Here is a 21,930-nt window from a genome sequence, read left to right as displayed (position 1 = left end):
GTCAGCCCGGGTTCTGACCGGGAGACCCGGTCCCACTGCCGGGGTTGGTGAACCCGATGCCAGGGTTGTTCACCGACCCGGAACTGCCGGGACCACTGGTGCCGCTCTCGTCGTCATCGTCCGCGGGGCTCTCCGCCGGGACCGTCGGGGCGCCGGGCAGGCTGAAGCCGGCCGGGGCCGCGGGACCGCCGCCGAATCCGGGGCCTTCCGAACCGAATCCGGGGATGCCGCCGGCCAGCGGGCCCATCGCGCGGGCCGCGGCTTCCTTCGCGTTCTCGGCGGCGTCGCGCACCGCGGCGACGATCAGATCGGCCAGCGTCTCGGTGTCGTCCGGGTCGACGGCCTCCGGCTTGATGTTCAGGCTGAGCAGCTCACCCGTGCCGGACACCAGCGCGGTCACCAGCCCACCGCCGGCCGAGCCCTCGATCTCCTGGCTCTCCAGGTCGGCCTGGGCCTCCATCAACTGGTTCTGCATCGCCTGCGCTTGCGCGAGCAGGTTGGACATGTCGAAGCCCCCAGCACCGCCACCGTCGAACACCGCGATCTCCTCGTCCCAACCGCTCCGTGACTAGCCCGAGCCTCAACACTAGCCGGTCGCCCGGACAACCCCACGTTCGCCCAGAAACAGACCAGTCTCCCCAGCTTGTCCACAGCCCTGTGGACACCACAATCCACACCCTGTGGATGATGTGGACACCCACCGCAACCATCCCCACCCCTTGTGGAAGACCTGTGGACGCACAGAGGCTGCTCGCGTGCCCATCGGAGTGCTCAGCGTCGACCGGGCCGGCCCGGATCGCGACCAGTGAGCGAGGGTCAGTTGGGTTCTTCGGTGATGATCTGTGCGCCGAGGGTTTCGCGCAGCAGATCCGTATGCGACCGCGAGTCCTCCTCCAGGACCATGTCGTCCTCGCCGATCGCGTCCGCTTCCTCCTCCGGAGTCAGCGGCACCTCCGGAGCCACGGGAGCCGCAGCCGCCCGCCGCGCCTGCTCCGCGGCAACAGCCGCCTCGGCCGCACGCCGCTTACTCGCAGCCTGCTCCCGCCGATCGGACGCCTTGGTCGGCCTGGACGCCCCCGACGACCCGGACACCCCGGTCGCCTGAGGACCTCCCGGCGTCTGCGCCCCGCCGGCCCGACCAGCCCGCGGCGCCGACCGCCCCACCGGCCCGTCCTCCCACGGATCCTCCGGCGGTACGTCGTACTCCGGATCCGGCGGCGGCTCCTGCAAGGCAATCGCCGTACCCCCACCGTCACCCCACTCGCCCGCACTCGCAGCCCCACGTGAGCCACCCGCGGTCCCACCGGCGTTCTCCGCCGATTGACCGCCACCCGGCTGATCCCCGCCCGAGCCCCGAGCCGCGCCACCCGCGGTCTCACCGGCTCCCCAGCTTCCAGACCGCGCGTCCGCACCAGCTCCCGGCCCCGTGCCCGGACCGTCAGCACTCGACCCTGCGCTCGATCCGCCGGCACCCGCTCCCGTGCCTGGACCGCCCGCGCTCGGGCCGCTCGCCGGACCACCGGCCGCGGACCCGCCTGCACCCGCTCCACCGGTTCCCGCCCCCGCGCCTCCGGCTCCCGGCCCCGCGCCTACTCCGCCGGCCTCGGAACCACCCGCGGCAGACCCGCCCGCGCCCAAACCAGCCGACCCCGAACCACCAGGCCCCGAACCGGCCGACCCCGGACCACCTGAACCCGGACCACCGGACCCCGGAGCGGCCGATCCCGGACCACCTGCGCCCGGACCACCTGCGCCTGAGCCACCTGAACCCGGACCAGCTGAGCCTGGACCACCTGAGCCTGGGCTGCCGGCTTGCGGGCCGCCGGCACGGGGACCGCCTGCCTGCTGTCCGCCACCTCCACCGGGGTCCGTCGACGGATCGACAACGGCTTCGATCCGCCGGTTCAACCCGATGGTGTCGATCATCGCCTGCCGGAGAATCTCATCGCTGCCAGAACGAGCGAAGCTCTCCCGAGCCCCCGCGTTCACCAACCCCAGCGTCAACGTCTGCTCATCGATCCCGATGACCTGCGCGTTCTGGCTCAGCATGATCCACGCGAACCGCCGCTTGCTCTTCACCGCCTCGAGCACCTCAGGCCACAACCGCCGAACATCCGCCAGCCCCACGGACCCGGTACCAGCACCAGACAGAGCCCCCGCACTCCCAGCTCCCGGCGCCGCACCCGTCCCCGATCCCGACGCCGACGCCGACGCACCAGCCGTCACCGCACCCGAGCCACCACCCGTCGCCTGCCCAGCGCCTGCCGAAGCAGACTCATCCCCCCAAGCTCCTGTACGCCCAGCACCAGCAGCCGAGCCAGCGCCAGAAGCGCCACTAGCACCACTCGCGACGTCTCCCCGGCCGCGACCGCTCCCCGCCGTACCGGCACCAGCAGCACCTCTCGCCGCCGCACCACCAGCAGCGCCCGCGCCACGGTCTGCCGCGTCACCGCCACCGGAAGCTCCGCCAGCGGCACTCGCAGCACCACCGGTCGGCGCCGCGTCAGCACCACCGGTCGACGCCGCGTCAGCGCCGGCCGCCGCACCGCTTGCCCCGGCGTCGGCTCCCGAGGCATTGCTCTCAGCAGCTCCGGCTCCCGCAGCAGCTCCGGCGGGGGCCACCCCGCCCGTGCCACCCGCGGTTGCTCGGGCCGCAGCCCGGCTCGTGGCCGCGTCCTGACCGGGTCCGCCCGCGAGATCGCCCGAAGACACCGGCGCACCAATCGGCTGCGCGGGCGCGGCGTCCGGCGTACCGGCGGGGACTCCGATCGTCAGCCGGCGTTCCATCCGATCGAGACGCGCCTGGATGCCGTTGGTCGAGTCGTCGGCGCCCGGCAGCAGGACCTTGGCGCAGATGAGTTCGAGCTGAAGCCGCGGGGCCGTCGCACCACGCATCTCCAGCAGGCCGGCCGCCACGATGTCGGCCGCCCGGGTGAGCTCCGCGGCGCCAATCCCGGCCGCCTGGGTCTGCAGCCGCTGACCTTGATCCTCGGCCGCCTCGATCAGGCCGGACGCAACAGCATTCGGTACGGCGGACAGGATCACGAGATCCCGCAGTCGCCGCAGCAGATCCTCCGCGAACCGCTTCGGGTCCTGCCCCGTCTCGATGACCTTCTCGATCGTCTCGAACACGGCCGCGCTGTCATGCGCGGCAAACCCGTCCACACACGCGTCGAGCAACGAGTCCGGTGTGAACCCGAGCAGCGCGACAGCCAACTCGTACGTCACACCTTCCGGCCCGGCGCCGCCGATCAGCTGGTCGAGGACGCTCAGCGAATCACGCACCGACCCCGCACCCGCGCGGACGACGAGCGGAAGCACGGCAGACTCGATGGTCACGCCCTCGGACTCGCAGAGAAAAGCCATGTAGTCGCCGAGCACCTTCGGCGGCACCAGGCGGAACGGGTAGTGGTGGGTCCGGGAGCGGATCGTCCCGATCACCTTGTCGGGCTCGGTGGTGGCGAAGATGAACTTGAGGTGCGGCGGCGGTTCCTCGACCAGCTTCAGCAGGGCGTTGAAGCCCTGCGTGGTCACCATGTGCGCCTCGTCGATGATGTAGATCTTGTAGCGACTCTCGACCGGCGCGAAGAACGCCCGCTCACGCAGATCCCGCGCGTCGTCGACACCACCGTGCGACGCCGCGTCGATCTCGATCACGTCGATGCTGCCGGGACCACCACGAGCCAGGTCGGTGCACGACTTGCACACCCCGCACGGCTCCGCGATCGGACCCTTCTCGCAGTTGATAGCCCGCGCCAGGATCCGCGCGCTGGTGGTCTTTCCACACCCGCGCGGCCCGGAGAACAAATAGGCGTGGTTCACCCGGTTGTTGCTCAACGCGTTCCGCAGCGGCGCCGTGACATGGTCCTGCCCGATTACCTCGGAAAACGTGTCGGGGCGATACCGGCGGTACAACGCAAGGGGTGCTTCCACGTCCGCAACCCTAGCGCCGCCCCCCGACAATTCCACCCGAGTCGCCACCACCCTGTGGACCCAGACCAAACAGAGCGTCACCCTGAGGCGGGGCACGGGGGGGGTGGGGATCAGGTGATGGGACGGCTTAGCTTGGGTTGGTGGCTACTGGGGATGAGCGGCAGCAACTGGTTATCGAGCGAGCTCGTGAGGTGTTGCCTGGGGATGGGCGGGTGCTCGCGGTTTACCTGAGCGGGAGTTACGGGACGGGCGAGGCCGACAGGTTCAGTGATGTTGATGTGCATCTCGTCGTGACGGACGAGAGCGTGGGGTGGTTCGAGGAGCACTGGGACGACGTACTGCGGGAGCTCGCGGGGCCGACGGTGTTCGCGGACAAACTGCCGGGGCTCATCGGTGGCCTAGGGATTACGGCCGACTGGCTGCACGTCGATCTGATCGTGCATCCACTGAAGTCCTTCGACCGATTGCAGTACGACGGGGTGCGCGTGCTGTTCGACCGGGACGGGACCCTGTTCCCGGACGGCGACATCGCGCAGCAGGGTGGTCGGCCGAGCGAACCGTACTGGCCGGCCGGACCGGTGAACCTCTTCTTCTACTTCCTGGGGAACCTCGTCACAGTCCTCGGCCGCGACGAACGCGTCGTCGCGAACCAGGGCGTCGGCGCGGTCCGCGACCAACTCATCGCGCTCATGCTCGCCGAGCGCGGCGTACGACGTACTGGTGGTGCCAAGCGACTCAACGCCTTGCTCTCCGCCGAACAACGCGCCGCTCTGGAAGCGATCCCGGCGGCAGGCAGCGAGCCGGCCGACATCATCAAGGCCAACCAATACATCTGCCGCGAGTTCATCCGCCGCGGCACCGCCCTCGCCGAGGTCACCGGCGAGACCTGGCCAACCGGCTTCGTCGACGCCACCCTCACCCATCTCAGAACCCACTTCACCGTCGACTTCGCCTAACCGCAGTCCACTCAGTCGGACAACGACGCCGGGTGTTCGAGCTTGTTGGTCGCGGCCCAGCTGGCCAGCAGATTCAGGGCGTCTTGTGAGGGGGATTGCGGCTCGGCGGTGTAGGTGAGAAGGCTCTGGCTCGGGTCGCTCGCTAGCGGGAAGGATTCGAACGGCAGGTCAAGGTCTCCCACGACCGGGTGGTGAAGGAGCTTGATGCCGGTGGTGTGGACCCGGACGTTGCGCGCGGCCCAGCGGATCCGGAACTCATCGCTGCGGGTGGACAGTTCCCCGATCAGGTCAGACAGTTGCCGATCGTACGGATCTCTACCGACCTCGGCGCGCAGAAGTGCGACGGTGTCGTTGGCAACTGAGTCCCAGGCGCGGAAGAAGTCGGAGGCGTGCGGGTCGAGGAAGACGAACCGCGCGTTGTTCGGTGGCCTGGCGGGGTCGGCGTAGACCGGCGAGAAGAGCGCATACCCGAGTGCGTTGGCGGTCAGTACGTCGAGTCGTCCGTTGAGGACGAATGCCGGTGTGCCACTCATCGAATCCAGGACCCGCTGCACTGTGGGCCGGACACGCTGTGGCGTCGGCCGGCGACGCGGTGGCCGGCGGCTGGTGCCGGCCGAGCGCAGCAGATCGAGGAGGTGGGTTCGCTCGGCCCCGTCGAGCTGCAGCGCGTGCGCGATGCCGTCGATGACGCCTTCGGACATACCTGTGGCATTGCCACGCTCGAGCCGGGTGTAGTACTCGGTCGAGATGCCTGCCAGCAGGGCAACCTCCTCGCGACGCAGGCCGGAGACACGACGGCGGGCCCCGCCGTAGATGGGCAGTCCCGCCTGCTCGGGACTGATCCGGGCTCGCCGGGTGGTGAGGAACTCCCGGATGTCCGTACGGACGTGGCCGCGCACGTCGGCGCTGGTGTCGCGTTCGTCATTCCCGGCTGCCATGTCTTCACTCTACGAGCGCGTCCTCAGGTCTGGGGGTCCCTCTCAGTGCCCCTTTGACAGGGACTCCTCCCGCCCCGATGTGACGGGTTCTGTAGACCGTGCTGCCGCGAATCGCGCGGAGCAGATCAGCAGAAGGACGTGGATTGGTATGACTGAGAAGAAGGTTTGGTTCATTACCGGCGCCGGACGCGGCCTGGGCGTCGACATCGCCAAGGCAGCTCTCGCCGCCGGACACGCCGTCGTCGCCACCGGACGCAATGTCGAGCGCGTCGGCGCCGTGCTCGGTGACCACGACGACCTTCAGGTCGTGAGCCTCGATGTCACCGACCCTGCCGCCGCAGAGGCCGCCGTCCAGGTCGCCGTCGGCCGCTTCGGGCGGATCGACGTACTGGTGAACAACGCGGGCAACTTCTACGCCGGTTTCTTCGAGGAGATCACCCCTGAGGACTTCCGTGCGCAGATTGAGACCACCCTGTTCGGCCCGATCAACGTCACCCGTGCTGCCTTGCCTGTTCTGCGCGCGCAGCGCTCCGGGCTGGTCATCACGATCTCATCGACCGCCGGCCTGACGGGCGGGGAGTTCCTGACCGCATACGCGGCTTCCAAGTTCGGTCTGGAGGGCTGGATGGAGTCACTGGCGCCCGAGATCGCGCCGTTCGGGATCCACACCATGCTCGTCGAACCTGGCTTCTTCCGCACCGAACTGCTGACCCCGGAGTCGACCAGCTACGCCGCGGCGTCGATCGACGACTACGCCGTACGCACCAAGCAGACCGTGGACGCGTGGAACAGCATGAACGGCAAGCAGGGCGGTGATCCCGCGAAACTCGCCGACGCGCTGGTCAGTCTTGCGAGCCACCAAGAGCCGCCGCTGCGGTTCGCCGCCGGCGCAGACGCGGTCGCCACCTTCGAGAAGAAGGCCCACGAACTCCTCGACCAAGCCGCTGTCTACCGCGATCTGTCCAGCAACCTCGCCCACGACGACGCCTGAGCTATCGACTGACCGGATACCGCAGCAAGGAAACGAGACACAACCCATGACATCGAATCTGACCGGCACCGCCGCCCTTGTGACCGGCGCGAGCAGCGGTATCGGCGCGGCCACTGCCCGCCGACTCGCCGAACACGGCGCCTCCGTCGCGTTGGTGGCCCGGCGCAAGGAACGACTGGTAGATCTCGCAGACGAGATCGAGAAGGCCGGCGGTAGCGCGCTGGTCGTGGAAGCCGACATCACAGAACAGGCCCAAGCGGAGGCAGCCGTACAGCAGGCCGTTGAGCGATTCGGACGGCTGGACACACTGGTCAACAACGCGGGCCTGATGCTGCTGGGCCCAGTCGTCGGCGCGGACACCGATGACTGGGAACGCATGCTCGCCGTCAACGTCAACGGACTGCTCTACACAACTCGCATCGCTCTGCCGCATCTGCTGCAGGCCGCCGAGGAGGGTCCGCGGCGAGTCGCAGACATCGTCAACATCAGCTCGATCGCCGGCCGCGTCGCCTGGAACGGCTACGGTGTGTACAGCCTGACCAAGTTCGGGGTCAACGGATTCACATAGGCGCTGCGCCAGGAAGTCACCCGGCGCCACGTGCGCGTCGGTGTCCTGGAGCCCGGTGGGGTGAACACCGAACTGGGGTCGCACAACAGGCCCGACGTACGCGATCAGCTGATCGACCCGTTCTACGACCAGACCGAGGTTCTCGCTCCCGAGGACATCGCCGACGGCGTCGTCTACATGGTCACCCGACCACGCCACACCGCCGTCGGCGAGCTGTGGATCATGCCCACCGACCAGGTCTGAGCGGTCGAGCAACTACCCGCATCCCGGATGGATGCGGGTGGTTGAGGTGGGACGGTTTCTAGCTCCCGCAGTACGCCTTGGCGAGGACGTTGCGCATGGCTGTCGGCACCGGGTGGTCGTGGGGGAAGCCGTCCATGTTGACGACTACGACGACCTGACGGGTGCCGTCCTTGCTGTTCCACGCCGCGGTCGTGTAGCCGGGGATCTCGGAGTCGTGACCCCAGGCCTCACCGCAGGGGAACGTCTCTCGGAGCAGCCCCAAGCCCCAGCCGCCGCCGGGGATACCCGCGTCGATGGCCCCTGGAGGCTCGTCGGCGACCGGGTCAATGGTCTGCATGGCCTTCAGAACGCCGGGTTTCAGCAGGCGGCCGCGGAGCAGCGCCCGATAGAAGCGGGCGACGTCGTCGGCGCTGGCCAGGATTGCTCCGGCAGCGCCGAGCAGGGTGGGGCTGAGCGGCGTGAAGTCGGTCGGCTCGGGTCCGAAGATTGTCCAGTAGCCGTGGATGTACGAGCCACGGATCTCTGACGTGGTCGGGTAGCTCGTGTGATCGAGCCCGAGTGGTTTGAAGATACGGCTGCGAAGCTCGGACCCGATCGAGTGACCGGTGGCCTTCTCGACGATCATCGCGAGCAGGAGATAGTTGGTGTTCGAGTACGACCAACCTGTCCCCGGTGCGAAGAGCGGGTCGTGTTCGGCCGCGATTCTGACCCCCTCGCGGGGATCGAAGGGCAGGGTCAGGTCTCCTCCGAGGTACGGCGCGAAGACTCTGTCGTCCTGGACGTAGTCGAAGATGCCGCTGGTGTGATTGAGCAGTTGGCGGATCGTGATCCCTTCGCCGTTGGGGAAGACCCCGGGGAGCCACTTCTCGACCGTGTCGTTGAGCTTCAGTACTCGCTTGCCGACCAACTGGAGGACCACGGTGGCCGTGTACGACTTCGTGACGCCACCGATCCGGGACAGCTCGCCGACGCGGATCGGCGTCAGCGGAGCGAGGTTGCCGTACCCACTGGAGAACCGGTACGTACGATCGCCCATCCGAACCAACGCGATCGCACCGGGCGCGCCGGCCGCGACGACCTGATCGAGCGCGGCCTGAACTCCTGGCGGCGGATGACCGCTCGAGGATCTTGCTGGTGCCGCTGATGGCGTCGTGGCTGACGCCGAGACGGCCGGTGCCGCGGCCAGACTCGCCGCGGCCGCAAGCGCGACGACCACCGTCCACCGGCTGCGTCGCTTCTCCGATGAGAACATCATTGAGGACTCCTTACCTTCGTGGGCCGTGCGCGACCGCGCTCACGCGTGGTCGCAGAGTGGCGCCGATCGAGTCAGTGAGAACTCGCTGTCGATGGTCGGTGCGTCGGATGGCCGCCAGTGGGCCGAAGTCATTGCGCCGTGACCGGGCCTGGTGGTGGTGGGGCTTGCACCGGCTGGCCGACGGTGGGGCGAGTTGCGATCGTCACCACGATGATCACGATGCCGATGAGCAGCAGCAGGCCGCCCACCACGACCGCGGTGATGGAGGCCGGCAGGAGGACCGGCAGCGTGGCTCCGAGGCTGATGTCGGCGTCGACTCCCGCCGATCGGTCGGCGTTCATGACAACGATCGACCAGTTGCCGTCAGCAACGTTCCAGGTGAGGGTGCGGGTTCCGGTTCCGCTGTCGGACGCGGCCCAGAAGTCTTGCGTGGTGGGATCCGCGGTGGGTTGGCCGCCCGGATGTTGCACGTAGCTGACCGTGAACGGGTCGGCGTCGAAGTCCGCGACCTCGCTGCGGCGGACGCCGTCGAGATACCTGGCGACGTCGTCGGCGGGGCCGATGCCGACGAACACCGGTGTGTCCTTCGTCGAGGTGACCGTGATACGTACGTCGCCGAGTAGGTCCCCGGCGGCGACCGCGTCGGGACCGGTGATGCCGACATCCATGGACGGCGCGGTCAAGACGAAGGCGTCACTGGTGAGGCGTTCGGGGCCGGCGGTGTGGTAGCCGTCAGCGTCGCGCTGAGCGTGGGTCCAGAGCCCGACCACGCCGCCAATGAGCGAAGCGCCGCCGGCCAGGATGAGCAAGCTGCCGATAATCACGAAGAACGTGCGCCAGCCGCTCCAGGAACGGCGTACCGGTGCGGTAGGGCTCGTGACGGGTCCGGTCGTGGTCATGAGACTGCCTCCGTGACGCTCGCCGGTACGGGCGTTCTGATCATCCAGACGCCCAACCAGATCATCGCCAGCCCGAGCGGGATGCCGAATGGCGGCAGCAGCGCCTGGAATCCGATCAGGCCGCCGATCACGATGGCGACGCAGATGGCACGTGGGAACACCCCGGCTCGCAGGCTCGCGATGCCGAACAGTGCCCAACCGATTGCGAACAGCAGATAGCTCGACACGGCACCGATCACGAGCAGACCCGCCGGATCAGCGTCGAGAACCTCCGGTGCGGTGTCGGCGAGGTAGGTGACGTAGAACGTCTCGAACCACAGATCACCGCCGAGGAACATAATGCCCACGATCGCGGCGATCACGCCCACGACGCCGAACCGGCCCGCCTCCTGCGCCTCCCATGCGTACGCCGCGACCACGGCGAGCAACAGCAGGCAGAAAGCCACGAAGTACACGACACCGCTGACCCGGTATACAGAGTTCGTCGACGTACCCACGCGATCGTCGCGATCGACGATCGGGAAGATCACCACCTCGACCACGACCATCAACAGGCCCGCTGCGAAGGCCAAGGGACCTGCCAGCCGGGCTAATGATGAGCGGGATGCAGTGAAACCGCTGTTGGATGATTGTTTCTGCGATGCGTCCAGTTCTTTCATGCTGGACTGCCCCCTCAAGCACGGGACCGGCGTTTTCCCCCACCAGGTCCCCAGGACGAATGGACCTCCGGTGGTCCTGCCCCGTCCCCGACTGCCAAAGGTGAGACCCGTAACCGGGTCTTTTCGTACTACGCCCATGGTAAGAACGCCGCCCAGAACCAAGTCAAGGGCGCGGACCCCACCGATGACGACATCACTTGGCGTCGACCGGCTACGGGATGTGCGGCTGTGCGCTGGGTCGTCCAATCAGATGAGTAGCGCGACGACCTGGGTCAGGTCGCCTAGGACTTCGACGACGCAATCGCGCGTTTGAACCCAGTCCGGTGATCCGAAGGAGGGAGCCACGGTGTGCGGTGGGACTCCCGGGAGCTCAGCCTCGATCGTCGCCCAGAACGGACCAGAACGGTGGAGCTCCAACATCAGCGGAGTGTGATACGGCAGGCGCCTTGCATCCCGACGGCGATCTTCTCGGTCTCCGGATGTCCGAGCAGCCTGAGCTGTTCCTGCAGGCTGTCGTCGGACAACTGCACGCGGTCCTGTCACGGAGGTTGTGGGCCTGAGGCAACAGACATGAGGTTATGTGGCTGCCTCAGGCTACAAGTGGAGGCACTGCGCGGAGGCTTTACTCCAGGTGGTAGTTGGCGAAGCGGGTTCGGAGGTCTTTCTTGGAGAACTTGCCTACTGAGGTCTTGGGGACTTCTTCGATGAATTCGACGGCGTCGGGGAGCCACCACTTGGCGACCTGGGGGCGGAGGTAGTCGAGGATCTCCTCGCCTGTCACGGATTCGCCTTCTTGGATGACGATGCAGGCGAGGGGGCGTTCGTCCCACTTGGGGTGAGGTACGCCGATGACGGCGGCCTCCTTGACGGCGGGGTGGGCCATCAGGAGGTTCTCGAGCTCTACCGAGCTGATCCATTCGCCGCCGGACTTGACCAGGTCCTTGGTGCGGTCGACCAGCCGGACCGAGCCGAACTGGTCGATCGCGGCAACGTCGCCGGTCTTCATCCAGCCGTCCTCGGTGCTGAGCTGGACACCCTCGTCGGGGCGGTAGTACTCGGCGGCGATCCATGGGCCGCGGACCTGCAGCTCACCGGTGGCCTCGTCGTTCCAGGGCAGCGGTGAGATCGACCCGGGCTCGACGATCCGCACCTCGACACCAGGAAGCGGGAGCCCCTGCCGCGCACGCAGCCGGGCCTGCTCGTCCTCGGGGAGCTCCTCGTACCGAGCTGGGACGTGCGACGCGGTCGCCACCGGGCTGGTCTCCGTCATGCCCCACGCCTGCAGGATCGGCCGGCCGAGCTTCGCCCGGAACGCCTCCGACAGCGCCAGCGGTACGGCGGAGCCACCGCATGGGATCCGTCGGAGCTTGGGCAGCTCGACGCCGTCCAGCAACGGCAACAGCCCCTGCCAGATCGTCGGCACACCGGCCGACAGCGTGACCTCCTGCTCCTGCAGCAGCTTGAGAATCCCCTGCGGACTCATGTCCGGCCCGGGGAACACCAGCGAGGCGCCGGCCATCGGGGCGGCATGTGCCAGACCCCAAGCGTTCGCGTGGAACATCGGCACGACCGGCATGACGGTGTCCGTCTCGGCCAGCCCGATCCCCGCGTTCGTCAGTACGCCGATCGAGTGCAGCCAGGTGGATCGATGCGAATACACGACGCCCTTGGGATTGCCCGTCGTACCGCTCGTGTAGCACATCGCGGCGGCCTGGTTCTCGTCGTCAACGTGGAACTCGACCGGCTCGGCCGCGGCGAGCAGCTCCTCGTAGTCGTGGAACCGTGGATCGTCCGGCACCTCCGCGCTGGGCGCACCCGGTGGCAGGTCGTCCATCACGACGACATGACGGACCAACGGCAGCCGCTCGAGGAGCGGTAGGAACAGCCCGAGGAGCGACTTGTCGACGAACACGACCTCGTCTTCGGCATGGTTCGCGATGTAGACGACCTGGTCGGGGAAGAGCCGGATGTTGAGCGTGTGCAGGACCCGGCCGGTGCACGGGGCGGCGAAGTACAGCTCGAGGTGACGGCCCGAGTTCCACGCGAAGGTGGCGACTCGGCCGTCCGGACTGATCCCGAGCGCGTCCAGGACACCTCCCAGGCGTCTGGTCCGCGCGGCCCACTCGCCGTACGTCACGGTCGTCGGCGCCGGGCCGCCGGTGTGGACGGTCTTGTCCGGGTAGAACTGCTCGGCCCGGAGAAAGATGGTGTCGAGGGACAGCTGGTAGCTCTGCATCAGACCCTTCATGCACACACTGTGCCAGTCGCGATGTCACCTTGACCATGACCCTCGCCGGACTTTCTCCGGCACTATTCAGGCACTCTTCCGGCACGAATGCACAACGAGAAGACATCGAAACCGATAGATGACATGACATACGTGTCGTGTAATATTTCGGGTATGAAGGTGGTCGAGGAGCTGCGGTATCTCGTGCTGGCGATCCAGCGCGAGGGCAACCGCCTGCTCGCCGCCGAGCTGCGTCCGCTCGGAATCACGCCGTCCCAGGCCGAAGTCCTCCGGGTGCTGCGTGATCACGGACCGCTGACGCTCAACGCGCTCGGCGGTCTGCTGGTCTGCGAGACCGGCAACAGTCCGAGCCGTCTCGTCGATCGCCTGGTCGCGCAGGGGCTGGTGAAGCGCGGCATCGACGCGGTCGACCGGCGCTACCTCGCGCTGAGCCTGACCACGAAGGGCCGGGCGCTGCACCGGCGCATCGTCACCGCGGAGAACCGGCTGCACCGGACCATGCATGACCTGGTCGCCGGCCATGCGCTCGACGAGACCATCACCACGCTGCGCGCCGTCGCCGACGCGTTCCCCGCCGGGGCTGCCCTGGCTCGCCGGCGGGACCCCGAGCACGACCACCACTTCGCCCAGGAGAGATAGTCATGGAGCAAGCCACCGACACCATTCCCGCCCACCCGACCGCGATCCGCCACATCCTGCTGGACGCGCTCGCGCTGCCGGAGTGGAACGAGGCGTTCCTGGCCATCGACGGGCCGGTCGAGGCGGATCTCGGCACGCGGTACGCGCTGCGGGTGCGGCCGGGGTTCGCGGGCGAGCTGCAGTACACGGTGGTCGAGCCGGACCGGATCGAGATCACGTGGCAGGTGCCAGGGTTCCGTGAGGTCGGCACCTGGACCATCTCGCCGGACAGCCAGGTCACGCACACGTTCGAGCAGTCCGGGCCCTTGGCAACCGTCCTGCGCCCCGCCTACCGCAACGTCGCCACCATCCGCCTGGCCCGCCTCGCCAACCGCGTCCGGCAGCTCACTCACTCGTCCTGAGCTGCCGGTAGGAAGTCAGACCGCCAGCGGAACGGCTCGTTTGTGAGCAGTCCGGCGGTGGGTGGCGATGATCGTGGCCGCGGCCTTCTCATCGACCTCGCGGCCCTCGAGGAAGTCGTCGATCTCGTCGTACGTGACTCCCAGGACGGCCTCATCCGGCACGCCCGGGTTGTTCGTCTCCAGGTCGGCGGTGGGGATCTTGCCCGTCATCTCGGGCGACGCACCGAGGCGGGCGCCGACCTCGCGGACGCGGCGCTTGGTCAGGCCCGACAGGGGCGTGAGGTCGCAGGCACCATCGCCGTACTTGGTGAAGAAGCCCATCACGGCCTCGGCGGCGTGGTCCGTGCCGACGACCAGGCCGCTGCGCGCCCCAGCGACGACGTACTGCGCGATCATCCGCTGCCGCGCCTTGATGTTGCCGGTGTGAAAGTCCTCACGCTCGCCCAGGCCAGCGTGGCGCACAGACTCGACCATGGCGTCCGTGGCCGGCTTCACGTCGACCACGAGCGTCTCGTCGGGCTTGATGAACTCCAGCGACCGCTGCGCGTCCGCCTCGTCCGCCTGCACGCCGTACGGGAGCCGCATCGCGATGAACGTCGCCTCACCGCCCTCGGACCGGACCCGCTCGACCGCGAGCTGGCAGAGGCGTCCCGCAGTACCGGAGTCGACCCCGCCACTGATACCGAGCACGTACGACGTCGCGCCCGTACGCCGGAGCTGATCGGCCAGGAACTCGACCCGGCGCTCGATCTCTGTGTCCGGGTCGAACGACGCGGTCACACCGAGCTCGGCAATGATCAGTTCCTGCAGATAGCGGCGCTCGGCGCTCATCGGGCTCCTCAGGGTGATGGGGACAGACCCCACCAAGCCTAGACAGCCCGGACATGAGGATTCCCCGCGCACCCGGAAGAGCTCACTTACCCTTGCTGCCTTCCGGCCCTGGGGGAGTTGGGCGAGATACCGCCACGCGGGGAACCAGCCATGAGTGTACGGGATCGTCGTGGTCAACCCGAATCGGCCTACTCTGGATGGGTGACGGATCACCAATTTGGCACGTTCGGGATTGCTACCGGTCTTGACAGCAGCCCGCACTCCTTGGAGGCCGCTCAGGCGGCCGAAGAGCTCGGATACCCCACGATCTGGCTGTCCGGCGGTCCGCTGCCGGGACTCCAGACCATCGTCGACCTCATCGGCGCGACCAACTCGATCAAGTTCGTCAGCGGCATCCTCGCTGTCGTCAAATACAGTGCGGCCGACGTCAGTACGACGTACGCCGCGATGGAAGCGTCCGCACCGGGGCGGTTCACCGTCGGACTCGGTGGAGCGCACGGGGCCAAGCCGCTCGCCACGCTCAACGCGTACCTGGACGAGGTCGACGTACCAGTGGACCGTCGGGTGCTCGCAGCGCTCGGTCCGCGGATGCTGGAGCTGGCCCGCGACCGGTCCGCCGGCGCATATCCGTTCCTGGTCAGTGCGGCGTACTCCGCTGAGGCACGCAAGGTCCTCGGGCCGGACAAGCTCCTCGCGGTCAGCCACCTCGTCGTACTGGAGTCGGACGCGGACCGGGCCCGGGCGATCGCACGGGACACCATCAGCTTCTTCCCGCGGATCCCTGGGTACGCCGCCTCGCTCAAGCGGCAAGGGTTCACTGAGGAGGACCTGGCTGAGCTCCCGGATCACATGGTCGACGCACTGGCCGCATGGGGCACGCCGGCCGACATCAAGGCCAAGCTGACCGAGCATCTGGACGCGGGAGCCGACCATGTCGCCGTCAACGTGATCACTGGCGTCACTGGCCCGCAGCCGATCGAACAGTGGAGAGCTCTAGCCCCCACGCTGCTTGCGTAACAGCGTTGGGATCCAGTGGTCGCCGTACCGGCTCTGGAGCTCCGGGCGCTTCCAGTCCTCACCCGTGACGACCCCTCGGCACAGTGGTGAGCCACAGGTGCAGCTCATCTCGAACTCCACGCCGGTCGACGTCCCATAGTCGCTCGTCACCTCGTCGCCCGCCTGGATGTCCCGGCGGGCCTCGAGGGTGACGGCGTCGATCCACCACATGGCTGGGTCGCAGCTGTGGTTGCCGTAAGCAATTACGGGGCCGGGGGTCGTTGCTCAACACAAGGTGTTCGTCGTCGTCGATCGTGATCGTGTCGACGGGTGGGTGCTTCAGGAGCTCCCGGAGTTCGGCCGTGCTGACTCGGCGGCCGGACAGCTGGCCGACCACCTCGCCCCTCGCGATGGACCGCGTCGCGAAGAGGCCCTGGCCTGCCACGGGCGACTGGCGTACCTCCAGGGCGGGATGTGCCCAGGTGAGCAGCTTGTTGTAGAGGCGGGCGGTGGACTCCAGCTTGGCGTAGCGGTACGGGCGCTCCTCGCCGGTCGGCGTGAACCCCTGCCGGAGCCAGAACTTGGCCGCGATCTGCGCGTTCGTGTCCACGATGGCCAGTCGCAGCGTCCGTACCTCGGGCCACGAGGTCTCGACGTACCGCTGGACCTCTTCGTACGTCGCTCTGCCGTGGCCGCTGCCCTGGTGGTTCCAGTGGACCTGGAGGAGGCCGATGAAGCCGGTGTGGTCGTTCGGATAGCCGCGGAGCAGGTCGACGACCGCAACCAACCGGTTGTCCACAAACGCACCCAGGACGACCTTCGCCTCCTCCGGCAGGCTCTCCGGGCGCATCATCAGCAGGCTCTGCGCGTCCGCGGGGCCAGGTGGGTAGCCGGTGATCCGCTCTGTGTACCCGGGATCGGACTCGATCAGCTCCTGCAGCGCATCCACGTCATCGGGCTCGATGGGGCGCAATACGAGACTCATTTCTCCAGATCCTCGATTCGGCCGGCCATGAGCGCTCGTACGTTGGCGGTGATCCGCTCCACCGGCCAGTCCCACCACGCTGCCTTCAGCAGGCGGTCAACGTCCGCATCGGCGAACCGGCGGCGGATCAGCTTGGCCGGGTTCCCACCGACGATCCCGTACGGCGGTATGTCGTCGACCACGACCGCACCGGACGCGATGATCGCGCCGTCCCCGATGGTCACTCCGGGCATCACCAGGGTGCGGTAGCCGAACCACACATCGTTCCCGACGACGGTGTCGCCGCGGCCCGGCAGTCCGGTGATCAGATCGAAGTGCTCGGCCCATGCGCCGCCCATGATCGGGAACGGGAACGTCGACGGACCGTCCATCCGGTGGTTGGCGCCGTTCATGATGAACGTGGTGCCTTCGCCAAGTGCGCAGTACTTCCCGATGCGCAGGCGCTCCGGACCGTAGTGGTAGAGCACGTTGCTCGTCTCGAACGCAGTCGGGTCCCGAGGGTCGTCGTAGTACGATTAGTCGCCCACTTCGATCAGCGGCGACGTCACCACCGCTTTCAGCAACACCACGCGCTCGGCAGCGGGCATCGGGTGTACGACATTCGGATCCGGTGCACCTTGCATGCGGCCGACCCTAGATGAGCAGGTGTGCGACCAGCAGCCCGATTTCACCTTCCTCCGCCCCCTCGCGTATCCTCTCCGCTTGGAGGATTCGCCTAGAGGCCTAGGGCGCACGCTTGGAAAGCGTGTTGGGGGCAACCCCTCACGAGTTCGAATCTCGTATCCTCCGCCAGCTTCCCCAGAGTGAAGAAACCGCAGGTCAGAGCACGATTTCAGATTCTCGGAGGACAGACAACAGCCGGGGCGGCTCCCACATCTGGGAGCCGCCCCGGAGTCGTCTGGTCTCAGTTTTGGTCTCAGTTCCTCCACACCGGGAGCTGGCGCAGACTGCGCCCGCTGTCGCGCCTGGGTCGGCCGCGTAGGGCAAGATTGTGCGGACGTGATGCCCTCGGGTGCGCTCGGGCAGGCGAAGACTCTCCGGAGAGGACGGCATGCCGAAGATCGCGAAGGGCCGGCGCGTAGGACAGGCTGCCGTAAACGCACTGCGCACCCTCCTTGAAGAGCACGACCACATCGTCCAAGAGATATCCGGACAGAACGACTTCGGCGAGGACCTCTACGTCACCTTCACCGACAAGGGCGACGTGACGAGCGATGTAATCAAGATTCAGGTCAAGGGCGGGAACCGATGGCGCCGAGCCAACGGATACGCCGTGCCCGTCGGCGAGCACGGCGACACATGGGCGAACGGAAACATCCCTGTCTATTGCGTGGTGTACGACGCGGACAACAGACGACTGTGCTGGGCGAATGCCACCCAACAGCTCCGCCGAGCCGGTTCCCTAAATCCGCCGCGAGTCATCGGAGTCAGCCCCAACGCGGTGCTGGATGACACGACCATGGAGTCTTTTGTCGCGCAGGCCCGCCGCTACGTTGGCCGCTATCGGGGCCGACAGGCCGTCCTCACCCACCTGGGTGAGATGTCCGGAGTCGACTTCGATGTTGCGGACCACGTTCTGCACTTCACCAATGGCTACGACGAGGACCTCATCTTCTGGAAACGTCCGGGAGAGTCGATCGCAACCCTGCTGCTGAGCGCCCACGAGTGGGAGCCCTACCTCGTCAGCCTGGAGTCCCTAATGCGCTCGGAGATTCCGCAACTGGAGGACGAAACAGGCGGCAGCTCCAAAGATCGGCAAGGCGACTTCGACCTATCGACTGCCGAGGATCTGGAGCTGAGTCAGTCCGAGACCATGTGGGTGATCTCCTGCTTCATCTCCACTCGACAAGCGGATGAGGGGGCGGAGGACCTAATCGACCCCGGCGAGTGTGAGGGTTGTTCGAGCTGCTCTGACAATGTGGAGCACGCGAACATCGCAGTGGACGATGCCGACAGCTACGTCATTGCGAGCATTCTCGAGCGCATCGAGGCCGAACCCGACCTGCTGGACCGTTCGATCCTGGCGATGCGCGAGGACGACGAGCTCGACCCAGAGATCGTGGCTGAGCTCGGGCCTCTTGAAGCCGACCCACGCATCGTCCGTCAAGTGACCAAGCTGAGCCGAGCGAGGCTCGAAGACACGGCGCCAGAGGCATTCCGGCTGGCGCTTCTCTACCTAATCCGCCGCATCTATGTCTTCGGCCCCTCGCTCCCCCTTGAAGAGCAGGTGCGAATTGAGTGGCGCATCCCCAAACCGGGGGACGCAGCGTCTCAGTGAGGACCGCTGAACTGGTCTCACCCCGGCAGGATCAAGGTTTGCGGCATGGGAGGGATCGAACACGAAGCGGGCGGCTCCCAGGTCTGGGAGCCGCCCGCAGCCGGTTGATCTCAGTTGTTCCTACGCCGGCGCCCGAACCGCTGACGCGACGTCGCCTGACGAATCATCTCCCGACGCCCAGAGCAGCCCTCCGAGCCGCTCTGCGATGTCTCGCCGGATCGGGTCAGTCATGTGCTGGTACCGGGCGGCCATGGCGGTCGAAGACCAGCCCATCACCCCCATCGCGGCCCGCTCCGGTACAGCCAGAGCCAGCAGCATCGTCGCGGCGGTGTGCCGGGCGTCATGTAGTCGCGACTCGCGGACCCCAGCTCGCCGTAGCAGTGCCTTCCACTCGTGATGGTCGGTGTTCGGGTTCAGCGGCTCACCGGTTGTCCCGGCGAACACCCAATCACCTTCGGTCCAGAGTTGGCGCCGCCGTCGTTCTGCGGCCTGTAATGCCTTGTGCTTCCGGAGCAGCGCGACGAGCTGGTCAGGCAGACCGATGACGCGTTTGCCAGCGCGGCTCTTGGTCTCGCCGATGAACGAATTGACCCGGACTTTCTGCGGACAGAAGCCGGGCGTGCGTCCGCACTTTCCACCGCATCCGTGGTCGTAGATCGGCCGTAGAGCCGTCCACTTCACTCGCAGTTGTTTGGCGTCGAGGTCAACGTCAGACCATCGGAGCGCCAGGGCCTCGCCCTGGCGCAAGCCAAGCGACAGCGCAACAGCCCACCGGGCACTGTTCCGGTCCTTTTCGGCTTCGGTCATGATCCGCTGTGCATCCTCGATCGAGTACGGCTCAATTTCCTCGTCGCTCAGGCGCGGACCCTTCGCGATCTTGGCGACATTGCGCTTCACATGTCCGCGCCGCAATGCCTCCCCCAGTGCAACTCTCGCGGTTCGGTGAACCTGGTGAGCCGTCGCGGGTTTACTGCCGTCCTTCATCATCCGCTGGTAAAACGTCTCCAGGTGTTCGGGTTCTAGTGGTGCGTTTCTGAAGTCTGCGGACGGTTGGCCTTCTTGAGGCTCTGGTCGGCGGTCTTGGTCCAGACGAAGGGGTGGCAGCGGTCGTTCCAGCCGTCGATGAAGGCGCGGATCTTGGCGTTGAGGTCCTTGCGCGAGCCGAACGTGCCGCGGCGGATGGCCTGTTTCTCGATGATCCCGAACCAGACCTCGACGAGGTTGAGCCACGATCCGGAGGTAGGAGTGAAGTGCACCTGGATCCGGGGGTTCGCGGCCAGCCAGGCGCGGATCTCGGGTCGCTTGTGTGCGGCGTAGTTGTCCATCACCAGGTGCAGTTCCTCGTCCGGGTAGGCCATCTGCGGCACGTCCGAGCGACATGGTCCCTTCGTCGGGCCGGTCTGGCGAGGGTCATGAATGGTTGCCCAGTCGTCGCCGCACCACACGCCGCCGCAGGGTGGGCGAAGCCACTACCTCGTAACCAGCCTCGAGGAAGACCTGCACCAGCCCGACCGACGCCTCGTCCCAGATCACGGTCTTGCCCGGCGGCGGCTCGATCGGGTACCCCTCCAGGACGCGGGCGCCGACCTGCTCGCCGTACTCAACGGTGGCGGCGGCGAGCTCGTAGGTCAGCCCCGACTGACGCCGGCCCTTGCGCACGACGAAGCACGTGACTGACCAGACGCCCTCAAGCTCGGGGTCCATCCGCATCCACGCCTGCTTCCGGCTCCACAGCCTCGGGTAGTTCTCCCGCGGCTCGACCGCGACCCAGCCGGCCGCCTCGCCGTCGACGTACCCGATCAGCCCCGACGTCGGTCCGGTGGTGGTACCGCAGGCGGTCTGCTCCAGCAGCGCGGCATCCCTCTGCTCCTGGGTCGTGTCCCGCCAGATCCAGCCGGGCACCTTCAGCGCTTGGCAACGGCACTTGTGGGCTCCGCCCGTGGCGAAGACCGCCTCGACGTCCTCTGTCGATGCTTGATTGGCCGGGAGCCACATGAAATCGGGCATGCAGCCATCATGCTCTTCGCTGGGCATGCCATCGTCGAAGACCGCGGTCCACCACCGGCACGCGAACGAACGGGCGGAGGGTCTGGGAGAGACGGTCGTCGTACCAGCAGGTCCACGCCTTCACTATTTGCGGCAAATCAGTGCGTTCTAGATTGCTACCGGCGGCCATGGATCTCAGGCGGCCAAACGGCGGCGATGTCACGTGCTTCGCGTGGCGGTGCGCTCGCGATATGCCACCCGTGTAGCGCGATGAGCGGCCAGTTCATGGACCGGTTCGCCGTCCTCGCCGGGACTCTGGAAAGGTCTGCACATCCTGGCCCACTGGGACGGGCGCATGGGCTGGCTCTGGCGCCGAACGCGTCAACGCCCGCCGAGGGGTATGGGGTCGATGAGGCCGCGGAAGACGATGGGGATGCTGGTTCCTGCCCGGGCCTTGAGTTGGGCAAAGGCGTCCGGCGGCGCGGTGGAGAACAACGCGACGCTGATGGCTGAACGGTCTGGCTCGCTTCCGATCGCGGACACGATGCCGGGGTTGTTGGCGATCACAGCATCGATCGCTGCATTCAGCTCGTCGAGCGAATAGGGTGCCGGCTTGAAGGCCACTGGAACTGGCTGGCGAGCCGCCAGGCTCCGCAACCCCACCGGGACAGTGCCCCTCCAGTGGACCACCACCGTCGTGCGGTCCTTCAGAACCCACACGCTGCCCGACGACCTGTCGTAATGCTCAGCGATCCAGTCGGCCAACGCACGGCCAGCCTCCTCCGCCACCGTTGGCGGCCATCCCGGGTTTGGGTAGCCACCTTCCGTGGCGTCGGGGATCTCGCCTTTCGCCATGGTTCGCCCACCTCTCCCGGCGTCAGGTTCTCGGGCACGCCACGTGTCTCATTCTGCGCGCTATCCTCCGCCAGTCTCCCGGACTGAAGAAACCGCAGGTTAAAGCCCGGTTTCGAACCCCGGAGGCACGAACAACAGAGGGGGCGGGGGCCGCGCCGCCCGGCCCCCCGGCAGTGGAGGGGGGGGGACACCGGGGGTGAACCGGCCCCCCCCGCCCCCCCCCCGGCGGGGGGGGGGGGCCCCCGCGGAAATCTTGAACGGTTGTATTA

The 21,930-nt window shown here is 67.3% G+C and carries 21 protein-coding genes, 1 tRNA gene, 1 other RNA gene and 2 pseudogenes; 9 read left to right on the top strand and 16 right to left on the bottom strand.

All coding sequences use genetic code 11. The features are described 5' to 3' along the window. Window position 1: 1 nt before the first annotated feature. Both AB0E63_RS11480 and AB0E63_RS11475 read right to left on the bottom strand, forming a co-directional pair. Complete coding sequence (locus AB0E63_RS11480; RefSeq protein ID WP_360364319.1) at window positions 2–538, bottom strand: YbaB/EbfC family nucleoid-associated protein; 537 nt, start codon at window positions 536–538, stop codon at window positions 2–4. Between the two features lie 278 nt (window positions 539–816). Then, entirely contained in the window at window positions 817–3,933 is a 3,117-nt protein-coding gene (locus AB0E63_RS11475; protein WP_360364317.1) for a DNA polymerase III subunit gamma and tau, read from the bottom strand. 140 nt (window positions 3,934–4,073) lie between these two features. On the opposite strand from AB0E63_RS11475, the gene AB0E63_RS11470 reads away from it, so the two are divergent. Next, window positions 4,074–4,889 (top strand): aminoglycoside 6-adenylyltransferase, encoded by an 816-nt coding sequence (locus AB0E63_RS11470; protein ID WP_360364315.1) that lies wholly within the window; start codon window positions 4,074–4,076, stop codon window positions 4,887–4,889. Between the two features lie 11 nt (window positions 4,890–4,900). Here the strand turns inward: AB0E63_RS11470 and AB0E63_RS11465 are convergent, their stop codons facing one another. Next, window positions 4,901–5,827 (bottom strand): helix-turn-helix transcriptional regulator, encoded by a 927-nt coding sequence (locus tag AB0E63_RS11465; RefSeq protein ID WP_360364314.1) that lies wholly within the window; start codon window positions 5,825–5,827, stop codon window positions 4,901–4,903. 148 nt (window positions 5,828–5,975) lie between these two features. Here AB0E63_RS11465 and AB0E63_RS11460 point away from each other — a divergent pair, with 148 nt between their 5' ends. Genes AB0E63_RS11460 through AB0E63_RS11450 form a run of 3 tightly spaced genes read left to right on the top strand, consistent with a single transcriptional unit; the run spans window position 5,976 to window position 7,629 of the window. After that, on the top strand, window positions 5,976–6,818 hold the full coding sequence (locus AB0E63_RS11460) for an SDR family oxidoreductase (protein WP_360364312.1): 843 nt from the start codon (window positions 5,976–5,978) through the stop codon (window positions 6,816–6,818). Between the two features lie 46 nt (window positions 6,819–6,864). Beyond that, window positions 6,865–7,386: an SDR family NAD(P)-dependent oxidoreductase gene (locus tag AB0E63_RS11455; protein ID WP_360364310.1), complete on the top strand. Its 522-nt coding sequence runs from the start codon at window positions 6,865–6,867 to the stop codon at window positions 7,384–7,386. 30 nt (window positions 7,387–7,416) lie between these two features. Then, window positions 7,417–7,629: a hypothetical protein gene (locus AB0E63_RS11450; RefSeq protein ID WP_360364308.1), complete on the top strand. Its 213-nt coding sequence runs from the start codon at window positions 7,417–7,419 to the stop codon at window positions 7,627–7,629. A gap of 58 nt (window positions 7,630–7,687) precedes the next feature. Here AB0E63_RS11450 and AB0E63_RS11445 read toward each other — a convergent pair whose 3' ends face one another. The 4 genes from AB0E63_RS11445 to AB0E63_RS11430 all read right to left on the bottom strand — a co-directional run bounded on the left by AB0E63_RS11445 (window position 7,688) and on the right by AB0E63_RS11430 (window position 12,690). Next, window positions 7,688–8,884 (bottom strand): serine hydrolase domain-containing protein, encoded by a 1,197-nt coding sequence (locus AB0E63_RS11445; protein WP_360364306.1) that lies wholly within the window; start codon window positions 8,882–8,884, stop codon window positions 7,688–7,690. 128 nt (window positions 8,885–9,012) lie between these two features. Beyond that, window positions 9,013–9,783 (bottom strand): hypothetical protein, encoded by a 771-nt coding sequence (locus AB0E63_RS11440; protein ID WP_360364304.1) that lies wholly within the window; start codon window positions 9,781–9,783, stop codon window positions 9,013–9,015. Further along, on the bottom strand, window positions 9,780–10,442 hold the full coding sequence (locus tag AB0E63_RS11435; RefSeq protein WP_360364303.1) for a hypothetical protein: 663 nt from the start codon (window positions 10,440–10,442) through the stop codon (window positions 9,780–9,782). Before AB0E63_RS11435 ends, AB0E63_RS11440 begins: the two co-directional genes overlap by 4 nt. A gap of 622 nt (window positions 10,443–11,064) precedes the next feature. Next, window positions 11,065–12,690, bottom strand: a complete 1,626-nt coding sequence (locus tag AB0E63_RS11430; RefSeq protein WP_360364301.1) for a long-chain fatty acid--CoA ligase — start codon at window positions 12,688–12,690, stop codon at window positions 11,065–11,067. A 153-nt stretch (window positions 12,691–12,843) separates the two neighbouring features. On the opposite strand from AB0E63_RS11430, the gene AB0E63_RS11425 reads away from it, so the two are divergent. After that, the gene (locus tag AB0E63_RS11425) at window positions 12,844–13,329 is read left to right on the top strand and encodes a MarR family transcriptional regulator (protein WP_360364299.1); all 486 of its coding nucleotides are present in this window, start codon (window positions 12,844–12,846) and stop codon (window positions 13,327–13,329) included. 2 nt (window positions 13,330–13,331) lie between these two features. Beyond that, complete coding sequence (locus AB0E63_RS11420; protein WP_360364298.1) at window positions 13,332–13,730, top strand: SRPBCC family protein; 399 nt, start codon at window positions 13,332–13,334, stop codon at window positions 13,728–13,730. Window positions 13,731–13,745: 15 nt separating this feature from the next. On the opposite strand, the gene nadE is transcribed toward AB0E63_RS11420, so the two are convergent. After that, a complete protein-coding gene (nadE, locus tag AB0E63_RS11415) occupies window positions 13,746–14,561 on the bottom strand; it encodes an ammonia-dependent NAD(+) synthetase (protein WP_360364297.1) in 816 nt (271 codons plus the stop codon). Window positions 14,562–14,613: 52 nt separating this feature from the next. Further along, an RNA gene (gene ffs / locus AB0E63_RS11410) (signal recognition particle sRNA small type) lies at window positions 14,614–14,710 on the bottom strand. A gap of 52 nt (window positions 14,711–14,762) precedes the next feature. On the opposite strand from ffs, the gene AB0E63_RS11405 reads away from it, so the two are divergent. Further along, window positions 14,763–15,578 (top strand): TIGR03620 family F420-dependent LLM class oxidoreductase, encoded by an 816-nt coding sequence (locus tag AB0E63_RS11405; RefSeq protein ID WP_360364295.1) that lies wholly within the window; start codon window positions 14,763–14,765, stop codon window positions 15,576–15,578. On the opposite strand, the gene AB0E63_RS11400 is transcribed toward AB0E63_RS11405, so the two are convergent. The 3 genes and pseudogenes from AB0E63_RS11400 to AB0E63_RS11390 form a co-directional block, all read right to left on the bottom strand. Continuing rightward, window positions 15,555–15,788, bottom strand: a complete 234-nt coding sequence (locus AB0E63_RS11400) for a hypothetical protein (protein WP_360364293.1) — start codon at window positions 15,786–15,788, stop codon at window positions 15,555–15,557. The two genes, AB0E63_RS11405 and AB0E63_RS11400, sit on opposite strands and share 24 nt — an antisense overlap. A gap of 340 nt (window positions 15,789–16,128) precedes the next feature. Beyond that, window positions 16,129–16,407 (bottom strand): annotated as a pseudogene (locus tag AB0E63_RS11395) (GNAT family N-acetyltransferase); the annotation flags it as partial. Window positions 16,408–16,538: 131 nt separating this feature from the next. Beyond that, window positions 16,539–17,009 (bottom strand): CatB-related O-acetyltransferase, encoded by a 471-nt coding sequence (locus AB0E63_RS11390; RefSeq protein WP_360364291.1) that lies wholly within the window; start codon window positions 17,007–17,009, stop codon window positions 16,539–16,541. Window positions 17,010–17,246: 237 nt separating this feature from the next. Here AB0E63_RS11390 and AB0E63_RS11385 point away from each other — a divergent pair. Further along, window positions 17,247–17,334: transfer RNA gene (locus AB0E63_RS11385), tRNA-Ser, on the top strand. A 259-nt stretch (window positions 17,335–17,593) separates the two neighbouring features. After that, complete coding sequence (locus AB0E63_RS11380) at window positions 17,594–18,820, top strand: DUF4365 domain-containing protein (protein WP_360364289.1); 1,227 nt, start codon at window positions 17,594–17,596, stop codon at window positions 18,818–18,820. Window positions 18,821–18,940: 120 nt separating this feature from the next. Here AB0E63_RS11380 and AB0E63_RS11375 read toward each other — a convergent pair whose 3' ends face one another. The 4 genes and pseudogenes from AB0E63_RS11375 to AB0E63_RS11360 form a co-directional block, all read right to left on the bottom strand. Beyond that, window positions 18,941–19,717, bottom strand: a complete 777-nt coding sequence (locus tag AB0E63_RS11375; protein ID WP_360364287.1) for a site-specific integrase — start codon at window positions 19,715–19,717, stop codon at window positions 18,941–18,943. Between the two features lie 122 nt (window positions 19,718–19,839). After that, a pseudogene (locus tag AB0E63_RS11370) lies at window positions 19,840–20,166 on the bottom strand (transposase); the annotation flags it as partial. A gap of 64 nt (window positions 20,167–20,230) precedes the next feature. Next, entirely contained in the window at window positions 20,231–20,827 is a 597-nt protein-coding gene (locus tag AB0E63_RS11365) for a hypothetical protein (protein WP_360364286.1), read from the bottom strand. Window positions 20,828–21,187: 360 nt separating this feature from the next. Further along, on the bottom strand, window positions 21,188–21,661 hold the full coding sequence (locus AB0E63_RS11360) for a hypothetical protein (protein WP_360364284.1): 474 nt from the start codon (window positions 21,659–21,661) through the stop codon (window positions 21,188–21,190). Window positions 21,662–21,930: the final 269 nt, after the last annotated feature.

Origin of the sequence: Kribbella sp. NPDC026596 (assembly GCF_040638415.1) — a bacterium.
Classification (GTDB): domain Bacteria; phylum Actinomycetota; class Actinomycetes; order Propionibacteriales; family Kribbellaceae; genus Kribbella.
Note: the sequence above shows the minus strand (reverse complement) of the source record. Positions and strands in the feature narration are given on the sequence as shown.

Bases quoted from the DNA above. Each gene is read 5' to 3' on its own strand.
- AB0E63_RS11465 (WP_360364314.1), bottom strand. From the start codon at position 5,827: ATGGCAGCCGGGAATGACGAACGCGACACCAGCGCCGACGTGCGCGGC.
- AB0E63_RS11460 (WP_360364312.1), top strand. From the start codon at position 5,976: ATGACTGAGAAGAAGGTTTGGTTCATTACCGGCGCCGGACGCGGCCTG.
- AB0E63_RS11455 (WP_360364310.1), top strand. From the start codon at position 6,865: ATGACATCGAATCTGACCGGCACCGCCGCCCTTGTGACCGGCGCGAGC.
- AB0E63_RS11445 (WP_360364306.1), bottom strand. From the start codon at position 8,884: ATGATGTTCTCATCGGAGAAGCGACGCAGCCGGTGGACGGTGGTCGTC.
- AB0E63_RS11440 (WP_360364304.1), bottom strand. From the start codon at position 9,783: ATGACCACGACCGGACCCGTCACGAGCCCTACCGCACCGGTACGCCGT.
- AB0E63_RS11435 (WP_360364303.1), bottom strand. From the start codon at position 10,442: ATGAAAGAACTGGACGCATCGCAGAAACAATCATCCAACAGCGGTTTC.
- AB0E63_RS11430 (WP_360364301.1), bottom strand. From the start codon at position 12,690: ATGAAGGGTCTGATGCAGAGCTACCAGCTGTCCCTCGACACCATCTTT.
- AB0E63_RS11425 (WP_360364299.1), top strand. From the start codon at position 12,844: ATGAAGGTGGTCGAGGAGCTGCGGTATCTCGTGCTGGCGATCCAGCGC.
- AB0E63_RS11420 (WP_360364298.1), top strand. From the start codon at position 13,332: ATGGAGCAAGCCACCGACACCATTCCCGCCCACCCGACCGCGATCCGC.
- nadE (WP_360364297.1), bottom strand. From the start codon at position 14,561: ATGAGCGCCGAGCGCCGCTATCTGCAGGAACTGATCATTGCCGAGCTC.
- AB0E63_RS11400 (WP_360364293.1), bottom strand. From the start codon at position 15,788: ATGTGGTGGATCGACGCCGTCACCCTCGAGGCCCGCCGGGACATCCAG.
- AB0E63_RS11380 (WP_360364289.1), top strand. From the start codon at position 17,594: ATGCCGAAGATCGCGAAGGGCCGGCGCGTAGGACAGGCTGCCGTAAAC.
- AB0E63_RS11365 (WP_360364286.1), bottom strand. From the start codon at position 20,827: ATGCCCGATTTCATGTGGCTCCCGGCCAATCAAGCATCGACAGAGGAC.
- AB0E63_RS11360 (WP_360364284.1), bottom strand. From the start codon at position 21,661: ATGGCGAAAGGCGAGATCCCCGACGCCACGGAAGGTGGCTACCCAAAC.